The organism is Bradyrhizobium sp. HKCCYLR20261 (assembly GCF_051168435.1).
Lineage (GTDB): Bacteria > Pseudomonadota > Alphaproteobacteria > Rhizobiales > Xanthobacteraceae > Bradyrhizobium.
This window is the reverse complement of the sequence record NZ_JBNPUZ010000012.1, coordinates 13,236-28,662: the sequence shown is the minus strand read 5'-3', so window position 1 is coordinate 28,662 and position 15,427 is coordinate 13,236. Positions and strand designations below refer to the sequence as shown.

General features: G+C 64.2%; 18 protein-coding genes. 6 read left to right on the top strand and 12 right to left on the bottom strand.

Features of this window, described 5'->3' with window-relative positions:
* Positions 1–18: 18 nt before the first annotated feature.
* The 7 genes from thyX to napE all read right to left on the bottom strand — a co-directional run bounded on the left by thyX (position 19) and on the right by napE (position 6,024).
* Positions 19–822: an FAD-dependent thymidylate synthase gene (gene thyX / locus ACQR1L_RS24325; protein WP_434860452.1), complete on the bottom strand. Its 804-nt coding sequence runs from the start codon at positions 820–822 to the stop codon at positions 19–21.
* A 9-nt stretch (positions 823–831) separates the two neighbouring features.
* On the bottom strand, positions 832–1,626 hold the full coding sequence (locus tag ACQR1L_RS24320; protein ID WP_434860451.1) for a dCTP deaminase: 795 nt from the start codon (positions 1,624–1,626) through the stop codon (positions 832–834).
* 219 nt (positions 1,627–1,845) lie between these two features.
* The gene (locus tag ACQR1L_RS24315; RefSeq protein WP_434860450.1) at positions 1,846–2,508 is read right to left on the bottom strand and encodes a NapC/NirT family cytochrome c; all 663 of its coding nucleotides are present in this window, start codon (positions 2,506–2,508) and stop codon (positions 1,846–1,848) included.
* Entirely contained in the window at positions 2,505–2,957 is a 453-nt protein-coding gene (locus tag ACQR1L_RS24310) for a nitrate reductase cytochrome c-type subunit (RefSeq protein WP_434860449.1), read from the bottom strand. Before ACQR1L_RS24310 ends, ACQR1L_RS24315 begins: the two co-directional genes overlap by 4 nt.
* A 23-nt stretch (positions 2,958–2,980) precedes the next feature.
* Positions 2,981–5,485 carry a nitrate reductase catalytic subunit NapA gene (gene napA, locus ACQR1L_RS24305; protein WP_434860448.1) on the bottom strand — a complete coding sequence of 835 codons (2,505 nt, stop codon included), beginning with the start codon at positions 5,483–5,485 and terminating at the stop codon, positions 2,981–2,983.
* Between the two features lie 15 nt (positions 5,486–5,500).
* Positions 5,501–5,821, bottom strand: coding sequence for a chaperone NapD (locus ACQR1L_RS24300; protein WP_434860447.1), 321 nt, complete (start codon positions 5,819–5,821; stop codon positions 5,501–5,503).
* A gap of 17 nt (positions 5,822–5,838) precedes the next feature.
* Positions 5,839–6,024 carry a periplasmic nitrate reductase, NapE protein gene (napE, locus tag ACQR1L_RS24295; RefSeq protein ID WP_434860446.1) on the bottom strand — a complete coding sequence of 62 codons (186 nt, stop codon included), beginning with the start codon at positions 6,022–6,024 and terminating at the stop codon, positions 5,839–5,841.
* Positions 6,025–6,408: 384 nt separating this feature from the next.
* Between napE and ACQR1L_RS24290 the strand changes: the two genes are divergently transcribed.
* From ACQR1L_RS24290 to ACQR1L_RS24265, 6 genes are all read left to right on the top strand, one after another.
* Positions 6,409–7,365 (top strand): aliphatic sulfonate ABC transporter substrate-binding protein, encoded by a 957-nt coding sequence (locus ACQR1L_RS24290; RefSeq protein ID WP_434860445.1) that lies wholly within the window; start codon positions 6,409–6,411, stop codon positions 7,363–7,365.
* A 35-nt stretch (positions 7,366–7,400) separates the two neighbouring features.
* Positions 7,401–8,576, top strand: coding sequence for an FMNH2-dependent alkanesulfonate monooxygenase (gene ssuD / locus ACQR1L_RS24285; RefSeq protein WP_434860444.1), 1,176 nt, complete (start codon positions 7,401–7,403; stop codon positions 8,574–8,576).
* Entirely contained in the window at positions 8,573–9,379 is an 807-nt protein-coding gene (gene ssuC / locus ACQR1L_RS24280) for an aliphatic sulfonate ABC transporter permease SsuC (protein WP_434860443.1), read from the top strand. The genes ssuD and ssuC overlap by 4 nt, the downstream gene beginning before the upstream one ends.
* A gap of 8 nt (positions 9,380–9,387) precedes the next feature.
* On the top strand, positions 9,388–10,248 hold the full coding sequence (locus ACQR1L_RS24275) for an ATP-binding cassette domain-containing protein (protein WP_434860442.1): 861 nt from the start codon (positions 9,388–9,390) through the stop codon (positions 10,246–10,248).
* A gap of 14 nt (positions 10,249–10,262) precedes the next feature.
* Positions 10,263–10,841, top strand: coding sequence for a flavin reductase family protein (locus ACQR1L_RS24270; RefSeq protein WP_434860441.1), 579 nt, complete (start codon positions 10,263–10,265; stop codon positions 10,839–10,841).
* 80 nt (positions 10,842–10,921) lie between these two features.
* Positions 10,922–11,077, top strand: a complete 156-nt coding sequence (locus ACQR1L_RS24265) for a hypothetical protein (protein WP_434860440.1) — start codon at positions 10,922–10,924, stop codon at positions 11,075–11,077.
* Positions 11,078–11,402: 325 nt separating this feature from the next.
* Here the strand turns inward: ACQR1L_RS24265 and ACQR1L_RS24260 are convergent, their stop codons facing one another.
* The 5 genes from ACQR1L_RS24260 to fliG all read right to left on the bottom strand — a co-directional run bounded on the left by ACQR1L_RS24260 (position 11,403) and on the right by fliG (position 15,396).
* On the bottom strand, positions 11,403–11,798 hold the full coding sequence (locus tag ACQR1L_RS24260; RefSeq protein WP_434860439.1) for a hypothetical protein: 396 nt from the start codon (positions 11,796–11,798) through the stop codon (positions 11,403–11,405).
* Positions 11,799–11,871: 73 nt separating this feature from the next.
* Positions 11,872–13,251: a sigma-54-dependent transcriptional regulator FlbD gene (flbD, locus tag ACQR1L_RS24255; protein ID WP_434860438.1), complete on the bottom strand. Its 1,380-nt coding sequence runs from the start codon at positions 13,249–13,251 to the stop codon at positions 11,872–11,874.
* Positions 13,252–13,306: 55 nt separating this feature from the next.
* Positions 13,307–13,654: a flagellar motor switch protein FliN gene (fliN, locus tag ACQR1L_RS24250; RefSeq protein WP_434860437.1), complete on the bottom strand. Its 348-nt coding sequence runs from the start codon at positions 13,652–13,654 to the stop codon at positions 13,307–13,309.
* A 30-nt stretch (positions 13,655–13,684) separates the two neighbouring features.
* A complete protein-coding gene (locus ACQR1L_RS24245; protein WP_434860436.1) occupies positions 13,685–14,302 on the bottom strand; it encodes a FliH/SctL family protein in 618 nt (205 codons plus the stop codon).
* A complete protein-coding gene (gene fliG, locus ACQR1L_RS24240) occupies positions 14,302–15,396 on the bottom strand; it encodes a flagellar motor switch protein FliG (protein ID WP_006614920.1) in 1,095 nt (364 codons plus the stop codon). Before fliG ends, ACQR1L_RS24245 begins: the two co-directional genes overlap by 1 nt.
* Positions 15,397–15,427: the final 31 nt, after the last annotated feature.

Below are 15,427 nucleotides of genomic sequence, written 5' to 3'. Positions count from 1 at the left end.
GTCAGCGAGTTTCGGTTCTCAGCGAACGATCTTCTTGACGATTGGCCAGCCGTCCGAAAGAGGCGCCTGGGAAAAGTCAGAGAAAATGTTGGGAGCGTCTTGCTTCAATACATCCAAGAGTAAGGCGCTGACGCGTCGCATTTCGACGTCCCCTTCTGTAGCGCCTCTTACTTCGAGGAAATGTCGCCAAGAGCGAGCATTTGCGGTAACAGCTATGACGGCTTCAACACAGTTTGGCAGCACACTTCGTGCCGCGGAACGCATCGACCGAGTTTTTTCTCGCGACTTGAAAGGCGACGGCAATCGATTCAAAGACTCTACAAGCTCAATGTAAGCGCCTCTTTGAGCAAGTACGGTACTCTTCCAGGAAGCGAGCAAATCTGGCTGGTCGAGAATCTCAGCAGGTACTACAAAGCGGATCGCTCGGTGATCGACGTATTGCTGGGATAGCTGGCTGTAAGAAAAGCCGGCGCGGTGCCTCACCAACTGGTGCGTGAACGCTCTAGAGACGCCAGAGAGCAAAAAAGTCCATGACACGTGCTCCAGGACGCTCTCATGGCGTTGATTAACGAGGTTCGCGATGTACTCGCCCGTATCCCGACCAGAGGGGTTCGCGAACGAAAGATAGCAAGTTCGGCCAGCGATCTCGACGACACGTTCAATTGGGTAAGGAACGTTTTCGGCGCGGGGGAAAGATCCGAATCGAGAAAAAATATCCTCGTCCGACAATGAAAGTTGGGATCGCGCCAAAACAGACAGCTCTGGAGTGTATACAAAGCTTGTGTCGTCTGAGAATTGTATCTTCGGGACTCGTGTATTCATCTCTTTTATCTATTTCTTCTGCTCCAACTTTTCAATTCGGGCTGTAAGGTCTTTAACAGAAAGGGATTTTTCGAGTCCCTCAACTTTGGTGCGCAGTTCACTCACGCCACTTAACCACGAGGCAGTGATGCTGGTGATGATGGTCAAGATCACAGCCGAAAGGGCGCCTATAATTGGCAAGCCAAACTGGGCTTTCCACAAACTGGCCGTGACGCGGTCCTGAATTCGCTCGTTGACGTTCAGGAAGTCTTTGGAAAGCGTCGCGAGCAATGATCTTTCCGATGGAGCTTCCGGCTTCTCGGTCGAATCTAACTGGTCGTAGGCAAAATCGGGCGCGTCGATTGCAAAGAAAAGCAGCGTACAAATGGGGTGACCACTGACAAGTTGAATCGGCTTTTTTCCCAGGTTGATGACAGTGAACTTGAGACGCCCCGAGAATCCTGGATCGATATGTCCAGGATTTGTCATTAGTAGGCCTGCGCGAGAGACATTCGCCGGGGGGAAACCGATTGCGGCCAGGGTTCGTGGCATCGAAAGATACTCATGAGTCTCCACAACAGCCGTTTCCCCTTGATCAAGCGACAAGCTTGTCTCCGCATGAACAGCTTCGTCCGAAGTATCGTCGATCGGCAGAAGTATACGACCAATCGTTAGATCAAGAGATGCAGGTTGGATTTTCGAGTTCCACTTGCCGACTTCGATGCTTGTTGCGCTCGCTAGCGGAGCAACTCTGCCTTGTTTCGGATGCACGGCAGGCGCCGCAGCAATAAGTTGTCTCAGGTTTCGATCAACAATAAGCGGCATCGCGGGTCCTTCAGCAAAATTGGCTGGGAACCCTTACATTACAGCTTAAGGTTTACAAGGCCACGTTGCTGCTGTCGCTTAAACAGAGGCAGGAGATTTTCATCTTTAAAGAGATGGGGTGATTCCAGCGGAAGAGGCAACTGGGGAGAAGGAGGCCCTGAGGCCTACTTCCGCCGCCGACGGTCGCTGTCCGATTGCCGCCTGTAGGGTGAGCAAGGCCTACTGCCAGCCCGGCACGCCCCGCATGTCCGGCAGGTGGTGCGCGATGCCCTTGTGGCAGTCGATGCAGGTTTTTTCGCCGGTGAAGAGGAAGCGCTGGTGGGCCTCCACGGCGCGCGGCGACTGCTTGGTGATGTCCATCGACTGCGCGCTGTGGCAGTTGCGGCACTCAAGAGAATCATTCGCCTTGAACCGCGCCCATTCGTGCAGCGCCAGCTCCAGCCTTCGGTCGGTGAACTTCTCGCGGGTGTCGATCGAGCCGAACAGGTGGCCCCAGACCTCCTTCGAGGCCTGCATCTTGCGCGCGATCTTGTCGGTCCAATTGTGCGGCACGTGGCAGTCCGGGCAGGAGGCCCGCACGCCGGAGCGGTTGGAGAAGTGCACGGTCGTCTTCAGCTCGGCGAACACGTTGTCTTTCATCTCGTGACAGCCGGTGCAGAATTTCTCGGTGTTGGTGATCTCGAGCGCGGTGTTGAAGCCGCCCCAGAAGATCACGCCGGCGACGAAGCCGGCGAGCACCAGCACCCCGAGCCCGAAGATCGAGCTCGGCTTCAGCAGCACGTCGATCAGATCGAGCAGGAATTGCCAGGCGCGGCGGACGAGGCCGAGCCGTTTCTCGGGGGCCGGCGTTCCCGTCCCCTGCGGGATGTCGGCGCTGCTCATCGCTTGGCACCCGGTTTGTCGTGCGATAGCACGGTGTCGATGTCGACGAAGTCGTTGCTGACCGGGGGCGTGGCTGTGCTCTGCGGCACATGGCATTGCGTGCAGAAATAGCGCCGCGGCGACACCGAAGCGAGGAACTGGCCGTCGCGATCCATGAAGTGGGTGATCGACAGCATCGGCGCCTTGGATTCAGCGGTGCGCGCGCGGGCGTGGCAGGACAGGCATTTGTTGCCCTGCATGTCGACCTGATAGCCGTCGATGGAATGCGGGATCACCGGCGGCTGCTCCGGATAGTTACGCACCTCCTTCTCGGCGGTGTTCTTGGTCGGCTGCATCGGCGGCGCCGGGCCTTCGTCATTCAGCGGCGTGGGGCCGCGCAGCGACGACGAGACGCTCTGGGCGAGCAGGGCGCTCGAGCCGGCCGCCAGGCTGGCCGCGAGCAGCATCATGGCAAGTTTCCTGATCATGGTGGTCACACCCGCTCGATGCGCACGGCGCATTTCTTGTAGTCGGTCTGCAGCGAGATCGGATCGGTAGCGTCGAGCGTCACCTTGTTGATCAGCTTGGACTCGTCGAACCACGGCACGAACACCAGCCCGCGCGGCGGCTTGTCACGGCCGCGGGTCTCGACGCGGGCGCGAATGAAGCCACGCCGCGAGGCGACCTTCACTTCATCGCCGCGCCTGAGGTTGGCCTCCTGCGCATCATCGGGATGCATGAAGCAGACGGCCTCGGGGAACGCCTTGTAGAGCTCGGGCACGCGGCGGGTCATCGTGCCGGAATGCCAGTGCTCGACGACGCGCCCCGTCGACAGCCAGAACGGATAGTCCTTGTCGGGCGATTCCGCCGGCGGCTCGTAGGGCAGCGCGAAGATGCGGGCCTTGCCGTCCGGGAAGCCGTAGAACTGCACGCCAGTGCCGGCCTTCACGTAAGGGTCGGAGCCTTCGCGGAAACGCCAGCGCGTCTCCTTGCCGTCGACCACCGGCCAGCGCAGGCCGCGTTCCCGGTGATAGGTCTCGAACGGCGCAAGGTCATGGCCATGGCTGCGGCCGAACTCGGCGTATTCCTCGAACAAGCCCTTGTGGACGTAGAAGCCGAACGCCTTGGATTCGTCGTTGGCGTAGCCCGGCTCGATCTGGTCGAGCGGGAACTTGTCGACCTTGCCGTTCTTGTAGAGCACGTCGAACAGCGTCTTGCCGCGGACGTCAGGCTTCTTGGCGATCAGCTCCTCGGTCCAGACTTCCTCGATCTTGAAGCGCTTGGAGAACTCCATCAGCTGCCATAGATCCGAGCGCGCCTCGCCCGGCGCGGCGACGAGCTGATGCCAGAACTGCGTGCGCCGCTCGGCATTGCCATAGGCGCCTTCCTTCTCCACCCACATCGCCGTCGGCAGGATCAGGTCGGCGGCGAGCGCGGTGACTGAGGGATAGGCATCCGAGACGACGATGAAATTGTCGGGGTTGCGGAAGCCGGGATATGTCTCCTCATTGGCGTTGGGACCGGCCTGGAGATTGTTGTTGACCTGCACCCAATAGGCGTTGAGCAGGCCGTCCTTCAGCATCCGGCTCTGCAGCACGGCGTGATAGCCGGGCTTGTCGGGAATGGTGCCTTCCGGCAGTTGCCAGATGTGCTCGGCCTTGGTGCGATGCTCCTTGTTGGTGACGACCATGTCGGCGGGCAGGCGATGCGAGAAGGTGCCGACCTCGCGCGCGGTGCCGCAGGCCGAGGGCTGGCCGGTCAGCGAGAACGGACTGTTGCCGGCCTCGGCGATTTTGCCCGTCAAGAGATGGATGTTGTACACGAGGTTGTTGCACCAGACGCCGCGGGTGTGCTGGTTGAAGCCCATGGTCCAGAACGAGACCACCTTGGTCTTGGGATCGGCATAAAGCTCGGCCAGCGCCTGCAGCCGGTTCAACGGCACGCCGGACATCTCGGCCGCCTTCTCCAGCGTGTAGTCCGAGACGAACTTGGCATACTCGTCGAAGCTGATGTCGGTGGCGTCGTTGGCTTTGGCTGCACCCGTCGCCTTCTTCTGCAGCGGATGCTCGGGCCGCAGGCCGTAGCCGATGTCGGTCTGGCCCTTCTTGAACACGGTGTGCGCCTGGACGAAGTCCTTGTTGACGCGGCCTGTCGTGATGATGTGGTTGGCGATGGCGTTGAGGATGTAGAGGTCGGTCTGCGGCTTGAACACCATGCCGACATCGGCGAGGTCGAACGAGCGGTGCTCGAAGGTCGAGAGCACGGCGACCTTGACATGCGGCGCTGACAGCCGCCGGTCGGTGACGCGGGTCCACAGGATCGGGTGCATCTCCGCCATGTTCGAGCCCCACAGCACGAACGCGTCGGTGGCCTCGATGTCGTCGTAGCAGCCGGCCGGCTCGTCGATGCCGAAGGTGCGCATCATGCCGGCGACGGCGGAGGCCATGCAGTGCCGCGCATTGGGATCGATGTTGTTGGTGCGGAAGCCGGCCTTGAACAGCTTCGACGCCGCATAGCCTTCCCAGATCGTCCACTGGCCCGAGCCGAACATGCCGACGCCCGAGGGGCCGCGCTTCTTCAAGGCGTCCTTGAACTTCAGCGCCATGATGTCGAAGGCTTCATCCCACGACACCGGCGTGAACTCGCCGTTCTTGTCGTATTTGCCGTTCGTCTTGCGCAGCATCGGATGCGTCAGGCGGTCATGGCCGTACATGATCTTGGACAGGAAATAGCCCTTGACGCAGTTGAGGCCGCGATTGACCTCGGCCTTGATGTCGCCATGGGTGGCGACGACGCGATTGTCCTTGGTCGCGACCATGACGCTGCAGCCGGTGCCGCAGAAGCGGCAGGCGGCCTTGTCCCATTTCAATTCGGTGGCCTCGCGCTCGGTGACGAGGTTCGCGGCGCGTGCGGCCGCGGGCATGCCGGCGGCGGCCGCGGCAATCGCGGCGGCTTCCAGCTTCAGCATCTGGCGGCGGTCGATCTTCATGTCGGTCATGGTAGTCCCGTGGTGTTAGCCGGCGTCGATGGCGTGGAAGACGAGGCAGGCGGAATGCACGTGGGGCAGCAGACCGATGCGGTTCATGGTGGCGCCGAGCGCGCCGGCATCGGGCGCATCGACGACGACGATCAGCTTGCCCTTGATATCGCGCGCGTGGATCTCGCAGCCGTCGAGCGCGAGAATGTCCGAGGCGACGCGATCGAGCTGATCGGGCCGGGTCTGCACGATGATGCTGGCGATCTCGCCGGCCGGCGGCGTGACCACGGGCTCGGCTGTCAGGACGCGGCCGGTGATCAGGGCCCGGCGATCGAAGGAGGTGCGGTGATTGAGCATGGGAGACGTCCTTCCGATCAGTGTGCGGCGGGCGGGCCGGGAGGGCCGGCCATCATCTGGTAGACCCACACCGCCAGCCCGTAGGAGCCGACGGTGGCGACCGCCAGCGCGGGCATGATCACGGCGGTGAGGAACAGGAAGGCAAAGACTTCCATGCGTCTGCGACGCGCACGCGCGTTCGCATCGCTGCCGACGAGCGACATGAGAGAATTCTCTGTGATGTGTGCGGGGGGAGGGTTTGCGGCATCCGGGCCGCGCCTGTTGCCAAATTAGCGGATACCGCGGAACCGGCGTTGACGTGGATCAAGGCGGGAACTTGCGCTCCTGACCGGCCACTCGTCACAGCGGATTCGCCAGCTCTCTGTTTGCGATCGTGGTTGATGCCGCGTGAAGATGCGTGATTGCGTCGCAGGCGCCTGAGAAAATATGCTGCTTTGGCTTGCCTGCTTGAAACAAACATCCCCTGGGATTGCGACCGGAGAGGACCGGCATCGCTATTTTTCCGGGGTGCTCGACACCCGTTCGGCCCGCCACCATCATCCCTTGCATCGCATCAACGCGGATGCGCGAGCGGAGCGGAGAGGGCAATGGAGCGTCGTGATTTTCTGAAACTGTCATTGGCATCGGCTGCGGTGATGGCCTGCGCGGCGCCGCTGCGGGCTCAGGACAAGCCGAAGGAAATCCGCATCGGCACCCAGAAGGGCGGCTTCTTCCCGGCCGTGCGGGCACGCGGCACGATCGAAAATGCCTTCAAGGCCGATGGGATCAGCGTCGTTTGGGTCGACTTCCAGTTCGGTCCGCCGCTGCTCGAGGCGATCAATGTCGGCAGCGTCGATTTCGGCTATGTCGGCGACGCACCGCCGATCTTCGCGCAAGCCGCCAATGCCAAGATCCGCTATGCCGCGGCCGTCAAGCAGAACGGCAGCACCCAGGCGATCATCGTGCCGAAGGACTCGCCGATCAAGACGCTGGCCGACCTGAAGGGCAAGCGCATCGCCTTCGGCAAGGGCTCGAGCGCGCACAACCTCCTGGTCGCGGCGCTGGAAAAGGCCGGCATCGCCTGGAGCGACATCACCCCGGCGCCGCTCGCGCCCGCCGATGCGACGGCGGCTTTCGTCAAGGGCTCGGTGGACGCCTGGTCGATCTGGGATCCGTATCTCGCGCTCGCCGAGATCAAGGAGAATGCGCGCGCCGTCGTGTTCGACAAGGACATCCACAAGCCGAACTCGTTCTACATCGTAGGCTCCGACTTCGTCGAAAAGTATCCGGCCGTCGTCGCCAAGCTCAATGCCGCCTTCGCGGCCGAGGGCATCTGGGCCAACAGCCATCACGAGGAGGTCGCCAAGGCGCAGGCCGAGGCCACCGGCGTCGACATTGAGGCTGTCAAGCGCTTCGTCGACCGCTCGGTCTACAGCGTCGTGCCGCTCGACGACGAGATCATCAAGAGCCAGCAGGCGGTGGCGGATCGTTTCGCCCGCGTCGGGCTCATTCCGAAACAAGTCAACGTCGCCGACATCGTCTGGAAGTGGACGCCGTCCACCTGACCCGAGATCGCGACATCAGTTCGAAAGACAATGATATGAGTTCCGCTTCCAAGCCCAACGTCCTCTGGTTCCTGCCGACCCATGGCGACGGCCGCTATCTCGGCACCTCCGAAGGCGGCCGCGAGGTCAATTTCAACTATCTGCGCCAGATCGCGCAGGCCGCCGACCAGCTCGGCTATTATGGCGTGCTGCTGCCCACGGGCCGCAGCTGCGAGGATTCCTGGATCGTGGCTTCCGCGGTGGCGCCGTTCACCGAGAGGCTGCGCTATCTCGTGGCGGTGCGGCCCGGCCTGCAGTCGCCAAGCGTCGCCGCGCGCATGACCGCGACGCTCGACCGCGTCAGCAACGGCCGGCTGCTGATCAACGTCGTCACCGGCGGCGATCCGGTCGAGAACAAGGGCGACGGCATCTTCCTGTCGCATGAGGAGCGCTACGAGGTCACCCGCGAGTTCCTCACCGTCTACAACAAGCTGCTCGAAGGCGAGGCCGTCAACTTCGCCGGCAAGCACATCACGGTCGAGGACGGCCGCCTGCTGTTCCCGCCGGTGCAGTCGCCGCGCCCGCCGCTGTTCTTCGGCGGCTCGTCGGATGCCGGCATCGACGTCGCCGTCGACACGGTCGAGAAATATCTGACCTGGGGCGAGCCGCCGGCCGATGTCGCCGCCAAGGTCGCCAAGGTGAAGGCGGCCGCCGACAAGCGCGGCCGCAAGCTGTCGTTCGGCATCCGGCTCCATGTCATTGTCCGTGAGACCAACGAAGAGGCATGGGCTGCCGCCGATGATCTCATCAAGCATGTCACCGACGACACCATTGCGTCGGCGCAGAAGATCTTCGCGCGGATGGACTCGGTCGGGCAGCAGCGCATGTCGCAGCTGCATGGCGGCCGCCGTGACAAGCTCGAGATCAGCCCGAATCTGTGGGCCGGCGTCGGCCTGGTTCGTGGCGGTGCAGGCACCGCGCTGGTCGGCGATCCCGACACGGTGGCGGCGCGCATCCGCGAGTATCAGGACATCGGCATCGATACCTTCATCCTCTCCGGCTATCCGCATCTCGAGGAAGCCTATCGCTTCGCCGAGCTGGTGTTCCCGAAGCTCGGGCTGAACACGGTGGAGCAGGGCGGCAACGTCACGAAGCTCCGCGCGAATACGGGTCCGTTCGGCGAGACCATCGCTAATGAGCATCGTCCCCTGCAGCGGGCGTCGCAGTCATGAGCCTGATCGACAGCCTTCCCAAAGTCCGCAAGCTGACCGTTCCCAAGGCAGACGGATTGCTGCCCTGGCTCGTCCCGCTCGCGATCCTCCTGGTCTGGCAGGCGGCCTCGGTTGCAGGCTTCGTCTCGCCGCGCGTGCTGCCGGCGCCGAGCGATGTCGCGCGCGCCGGGTGGAAACTGTTGTGGTCGGGCGAGCTCGGCCGCAACATCTGGGTGAGCTTCTGGCGCGCCTCGATCGGCTTCCTGATCGGCGGCAGCATCGGCTTCGCGTTCGGCCTCGCCAACGGCCTGTCGCAGCTGTCCTCGAAGCTCACCGACACCACCTTGCAGATGGTGCGCAACGTGCCGCATCTGGCGCTGATCCCGCTGGTCATCCTGTGGTTCGGCATCGACGAGAGCGCGAAGCTGTTTCTCGTCGCGCTCGGCGTGTTCTTCCCGGTCTATCTCAACACGCTGCACGGGATTCGCACCGTCGATCCGCAACTCATTGAAATGGGCCGCGTCTACGGCATGACGGACGGCGAGCTTTTCCGCCGCGTGATCTTCCCTGGCGCCCTGCCGTCGATCTTCGTCGGCCTGCGCTTCGCGCTCGGCATCATGTGGCTCACCCTGATTGTCGCGGAGACAATCGCGGCGTCCTCAGGGCTTGGCTACATGGCGATGCAGGCGCGCGAGTTCATGCAGATCGACGTCGTCGTCCTCTCCATCCTGATCTACGCCCTGCTGGGCAAGGTCGCCGACAGCGCCTCGCGGCTGCTGGAGCGGCTGACGCTGTCCTGGCATCCGGCGTTCAGCACGCATTGAGGTCTGTAATGCAGCAAGTACTCCGGCTTCCCGTGTCCAATGCCCAGGCGATCGACGCTCCCGAGGTGATCGGGCATGCTGAGGCTTCCCGTCCTTACAGGAAGCCCGGCGTGACCTCAGCCCCATCAGAGACGCGCGGCTTGCCGCTGGTGATCCGCGATCTCCGCAAGGCGTTCGGCGACAACGAGGTGCTGCGTGGCATCGACCTGGAGATTCCGGCCGGTCAGTTCGTCGCCATCGTCGGCCAGAGCGGCTGCGGCAAGAGCACGCTGCTGCGGCTGATCGCCGGCCTGGACAAGCCGACCTCGGGCACGATCAGCTTCGGCGAGACGGAGGCACGCGCGGAGGACGTCCGCGTCATGTTCCAGGAGCCGCGGCTGCTGCCCTGGGCGCGGGTGCTGGCCAATGTCGAAGTCGGCCTCGGCCGGGAGCGCAAGACAGCCGGCGCGCATGAGCGCGCGCGGCAGGCGCTGGAGGAGGTCGGTCTCGCCGAGAAGCGCGACCAATGGCCGGCGGTGTTGTCCGGTGGCCAGAAGCAGCGCGTGGCGCTGGCGCGCGCGCTGGTCAGCGGGCCGCGCCTGCTGGCGTTCGACGAGCCGCTCGGCGCGCTCGACGCGCTGACCCGGATTGCGATGCAGCGGCTGCTGGAGCGGGTCTGGGCCGACCAGATCTTCACCGCAATCCTGGTCACCCATGACGTCGCGGAAGCTGTCGCCCTGGCTGATCGGGTTTTGGTGATCGAAAATGGGCAGATTGCTGAAGATATCATCGTTGACCTGCCGCGCCCGCGCCAGCGCGGCTCTGCCGAGCTTGCCGCGCTGGAAGGTTCGATCCTGGGCCAGTTGCTAGGACCGGGCACGACAGGTTAGGAAAGATCAACGCAATGAACTTCGTCGCCCGTCACATGTCTGATGCCCCGGCGCCTGCGCCTGATTTCCGCTCCGCGATGCGCCAACTGGTCGGCGGCGTCAGCGTCATCACCGTCGGACGGGGTGACGAGGTCACCGGCATGACCGTGAGTTCGCTGTCCTCGCTCGCGGTCGACCCGCCGTCGATCATCGTCAGCCTCAATCGCAACGCCTCGTCGTGGCCGATCCTGCAGCGGGAGCGCGTGTTCGGCGCCAATCTGCTGGCGGCGGACCAGATCGGCGTGGCCGAGCGGTTCGCGGGCAAGGGGGGCTTGCGTGGCGCCGAGCGTTTCGCCGGCGCCGAGTGGCGCAAGCACGTCACCGGCGTGCCGCTCCTGGTCGGGGCACTGGCGACGCTCGACTGCGAGGTCGAGGAGATCATCGAGCGCCATTCCCATGCCATCGTGATCGGCCGCGTGGTGCACGTCGCCGTCGCGCCGCAATCGGCGGCCCTGGCGTATTGGCATGGCAGCTATGTCACCGTCGATCGCGACGACGACGACCTCGGCCGGCTCGCCGCGCTGAGCGTGCCCGATCCGCGGGCAACCCCCTGACGTCTCGAACCGTCGGGCCTGCGCTGGCGTCGGTCGGCCAGGCGCCGTAAAAGCCGTTGTCGACGTCGGCAGCGGATATCATGAAGCGGATCGGAACCTGGGCTCTCTACGTGGTCGGCACGGCCGCGATCCTGTATCTCGCGCTCTATGCCTATGCCGCGTTGACGCAGCGCACGTTCACGCCCGGCGATCCCATCCACATCTTCCGTAATCCCGAGGCGCCAAGCTATTCGTAGAGCTGATGTGTTCTACGGAATCGTATCTGGTCGCCTTGCGCACGTTCCCGCGTCTTCGCCCGGAGCTTGCGGGTCAGCCCGCTGTCCCCCTCCAGGGCAGGGCAATCGCCTATGACCAGTCTGAGTTTGTCGCGAAACTTTAGCCACATCGTCATGGCCGGGACGGAGCCAGGCCATGACGACGTGGAGACAGACGGGCGCAACACTTCGATCGTCAAATGCGATTGCCCTGCCCTCCAGGGGAGGGTGAGAGTGAGATCGCCGCTCGCGACCGTCCTCATCGGCTTTTTGTGATCATCGCGCAGAGCCGTCGCCAAGCCCTGTCCTAATCGTCTGTCAAAGTGCGGGCTGCGCGGCGCCGCTGTTGCGGCGGCTCGCGCACCCAAGGGTCTGTCGCCTGTTCGCAACCCTGCAACTGCATCCAGTCAGCCGACAGAAATTGCACCCGGCAGCGGCGCCAGACGCGCGTCTGCGTCTTGCCGTCCGGCGAGGTCTCGATGTCGGACAGAGACAGATAAGGTGGCCGCCAGCGATAGCGGCGCTCATTGTCCCAGCCGTCGCAGCCGCCTGTCCCGCACGCGAGGGTGCGCGAGATCAGCTTGCCCTTGCTGGCAAAGCACCAGCTGCGCGCGCCCCATTCCTCCCGGGAGGATGGCTTCACCAGCGGCGCGTGCGACGTCTGCTCCCAGCAGCCGGCCGGCACGCCGCGTGTCTCGGCCATGGCCGTTGAAATGAAAAGCGGCGCGCTCGGCGTGAGCGCGCCGCCAACAAGCAGCGAGAGAATGCCGGCCAGGCTACACCGCGCTCGGCATGCGCGGCGTGTCGCCGGCGCCCGGCGGCGGGATCGGCACGCCGCCATCGGCATATTCGTTGAGCTTGTTGCGCAAGGTGCGGATCGAGATTCCCAGAATGTTGGCCGCATGAGTCCGGTTGCCCAGGCAGTGCTTCAGGGTTTCGAGGATCAGGTCGCGTTCGACATCGGCGACGGTGCGGCCGACGAGGGCGCGCGTGACCTGCTCGGCGGCCATCGTAGCATGGGCGACGGCGGGTTGCGTCTTGCCGATGTCGAGCCGGGCGCCATCGGGGGTGAGGATCGCATCCGGCCCGATTTCGTCGCCCTGCGCCATCAGCACGGCGCGGTGCATCGTGTTCTCCAGCTCGCGCACGTTGCCCGGCCAGCGGTTGGTGGTGAGGATGCGCTTGGCTTCCGGCGAGATCGGCCGCAGCGGCACGGCGTTGGCATCGGAGTATTTGCGCGCGAAGTGCTGGGCCAGTTCGAGGATGTCGGCCGGACGCTCCCGCAGCGGCGGGATCTTCAGGTTCACGACGTTGAGCCGGAACAGCAGATCCTCGCGGAAGGTGCCTTCGCGCACGGCGTCCGCCAGGTTGCGGTTCGAGGTCGCGATGATGCGGATGTCGACCGGCACCGGGCGGGTGCCGCCGACGCGATCGATCACGCGCTCCTGGATCGCGCGCAACAGCTTCGACTGCAGCCGCACGTCCATCTCGGAGATTTCGTCGAGCAGAAGCGTGCCGCCATTGGCCTCCTCGAACTTGCCGACGCGGCGCGCGACCGCGCCGGTGAAGGCGCCCTTCTCGTGCCCGAACAGCTCGGATTCCAGGAGATGCTCGGGGATCGCGGCGCAATTGATCGAGATGAAGGGACGCTTGGCGCGGGCCGAGCGGGTGTGGACGTAGCGCGCCAGCACCTCCTTGCCGGTGCCGGATTCACCGGTGATCATCACCGAGGCGTCGGAGCCGGCGATCTGCTGCGCCAGCTTGATCACCTTGGCCATCGCGTCGTCGCGGTAGACGAGGTCGCGGCTGTCATTGGCGACGGCGGCGAGCACGGCGGCGATCAGCTCCGGATCCGGCGGCAGCGGAATGTATTCCTTGGCGCCGGCGTGGATGGCGGCGACCGCGGCGCGGGCGTCGCTGGTGATGCCGCAGGCGACGATCGGCACGTGGATATGCTCGGCGTCGAGCCGCATCACGAGGTCGCGGATGTCGAGCGCGACGTCGACCAGCAGCAGGTCGGCGCCCTTGCCGCCGCGCAGCACGCGCATCGCCTGCTCGTTGTCCTCGGCATGGGTGACGGTGGCGCCATTCTCCATGGCGATCTTGGTGGCCGCGGTCAGCTGACCCTTCAGCGTTCCGACGATGAGAAGCCGCATGGTGGTCTCCTATTCGGTCGCGCCGCTCTCGGTCAGCGCGCGGGGATCGTGTCCGTCAGTTGCGGTCGGATTTGATGATTTCGGTCATGGTTACGCCGAGCTTGTCCTCGACCAGCACGACTTCGCCGCGGGCGACGAGACGGTTGTTGACGTAGATGTCGATGGCTTCGCCGACCTTGCGGTCGAGCTCGAGCACCGTGCCGGGCCCGAGCTTCAAGAGCTCGCCGACATCCATCTTGGAACGGCCGAGCACGGCGGAGACCTGGACGGGAACGTCGAACACGGCTTCCAGGTCGGCCGCGATGCGCGAGGCGTGCTCTTCCTCGTTGTAACCGACGTCGCCGGTGAGCGGCGGAGCGTCGGCCGAATTCAGGTCCGGAAGCGGGATCTCGTTGTCGCTCATGACTTAAACTCCATGGCCATTCGTGGCGGCCTAGTTCTTCCGGGACGCCATGTAGCGTCCGACCAGTTCGTTGATCTTGGCGTCAATCGCGGCGCGCTCCAGCACGACGCCGCCATCCGCCCATTCGATGCGGCAGTCGCCGGTCGCGATCTCCGGCTCGGCGAGAATGACAAGGCGCCCCTCGAAGCCGCTCTGCTTGGCGAGCCTCTCGATCTTCTCGCGGGCGAGCTCGTAGAGGGAGTCGTTGATGCGGAGCACCAGATGCGGCGTGGCCACCAGATGCGCAAAGCAATCGTGCACGAGACCGGTGATCTCGCCGAGCGGCTCCGCGTCGATCAGCGCCGCGCACAGCTTGCGCGCCACGGCCACCGCGACATCCACCGCTTCCGTCTCCATCTTCGATTCGATGCCGGCGAAACGGGCGGAGATGCCCTGCAGCTGGATATTGATCTGCTCCAGCGCCGATGCGACACGGCGGTCGGCCTCGACCTTGGCCTCGCGCTGCGCCGCCTCGTAGCCGTTGCGATAGGCGGCGGCTTCGGCGGCTGCGACCTTCTGTGCGATCTCGGCGGCCGAGGCGCCGCGCTCCCGCGTCTTCTCCGGCGCGGCGAAGTCGGTATCGAACAGGAACTTCGCGGGCTGAGCCATCAATACACCAGTTCGTCGTCAGCGCGGTTCTTGCTGAGCATGATCTCGCCCTTGGCGGCGAGGTCCTTGGCGAGGTTGACGAGCAGGGCCTGCGCCTCGTCGACGTCGCGCAGGCGCACCGGTCCCATCGCGGCCATGTCGTCCTGCAGCATCTTGGCGGCGCGGGACGACATGTTGCCGAAGAAGAAGTTGCGCACCTCCTCGTTGGCGCTCTTGAGCGCCACGCCGAGCTTGTCCTTGTCGACGTTGCGCAGCAGCGTCTGGGCGGAGGCGGAGTCGAGCTTGATCAGGTCGTCGAAGGTGAACATCAGCGCCTTGATGCGCTCGGCGGATTCGCGGTTCTCTTCTTCGAGCGAGGTGATGAAGCGGGTCTCGGTCTGGCGGTCGAAATTGTTGAAGATCTCGGCCATGACCTCGTGGGCGTCGCGGCGGCGGGTCTGCGACAGGTTCGACATGAACTCGACGCGGAGCGTCTGCTCGACCCGCTCGATGACTTCCTTCTGCACCGCTTCCATGCGCAGCATGCGGCCGATGACGTCGAGGGCCATGTCCTCGGGCAGGATCGCGAGCACGCGCGCGGCATGCTCCGGCTTCAGCTTGGACAGCACGACGGCGATGGTCTGCGGATATTCGTTCTTGAGATAGTTCGCCAGCACCTCTTCCTGGACGTTGGAGAGCTTCTCCCACATGTTGCGGCCGGCGGGACCGCGGATCTCGTCCATGATGCCGGAGACGCGCTCCGACGGCAGATATTGCTGCAGCAGCCGCTCGGTGGCGTCGAAATTGCCCATCAGCGCGCCGGAGGCCGACATGCGCGAGACGAACTCGAGCATCAGGTCCTCGACGACGTCGGCTTCGACGGTGCCCAGCGTCGACATCGCCAGTGACAGCTCGCGCACCTCGTCGTCGTCGAGCTGCTGCCAGATCTTGCCGCCATACTGCTCGCCGAGCGCCAGCATCATCACGGCTGCCCGCTTCGGGCCGCTCAGCGGCTCGGTCTTCTCGCGCTGCGCCTGACGGCTTGCCAGCGTCGCGATGACGGTGGAGATGTCGGCGGTGTTGGCGTTGGCGTTCTGGGTCTGCGGAAGCGACATGGCGATCTACGTTCGATTCGGTTGCTACGGT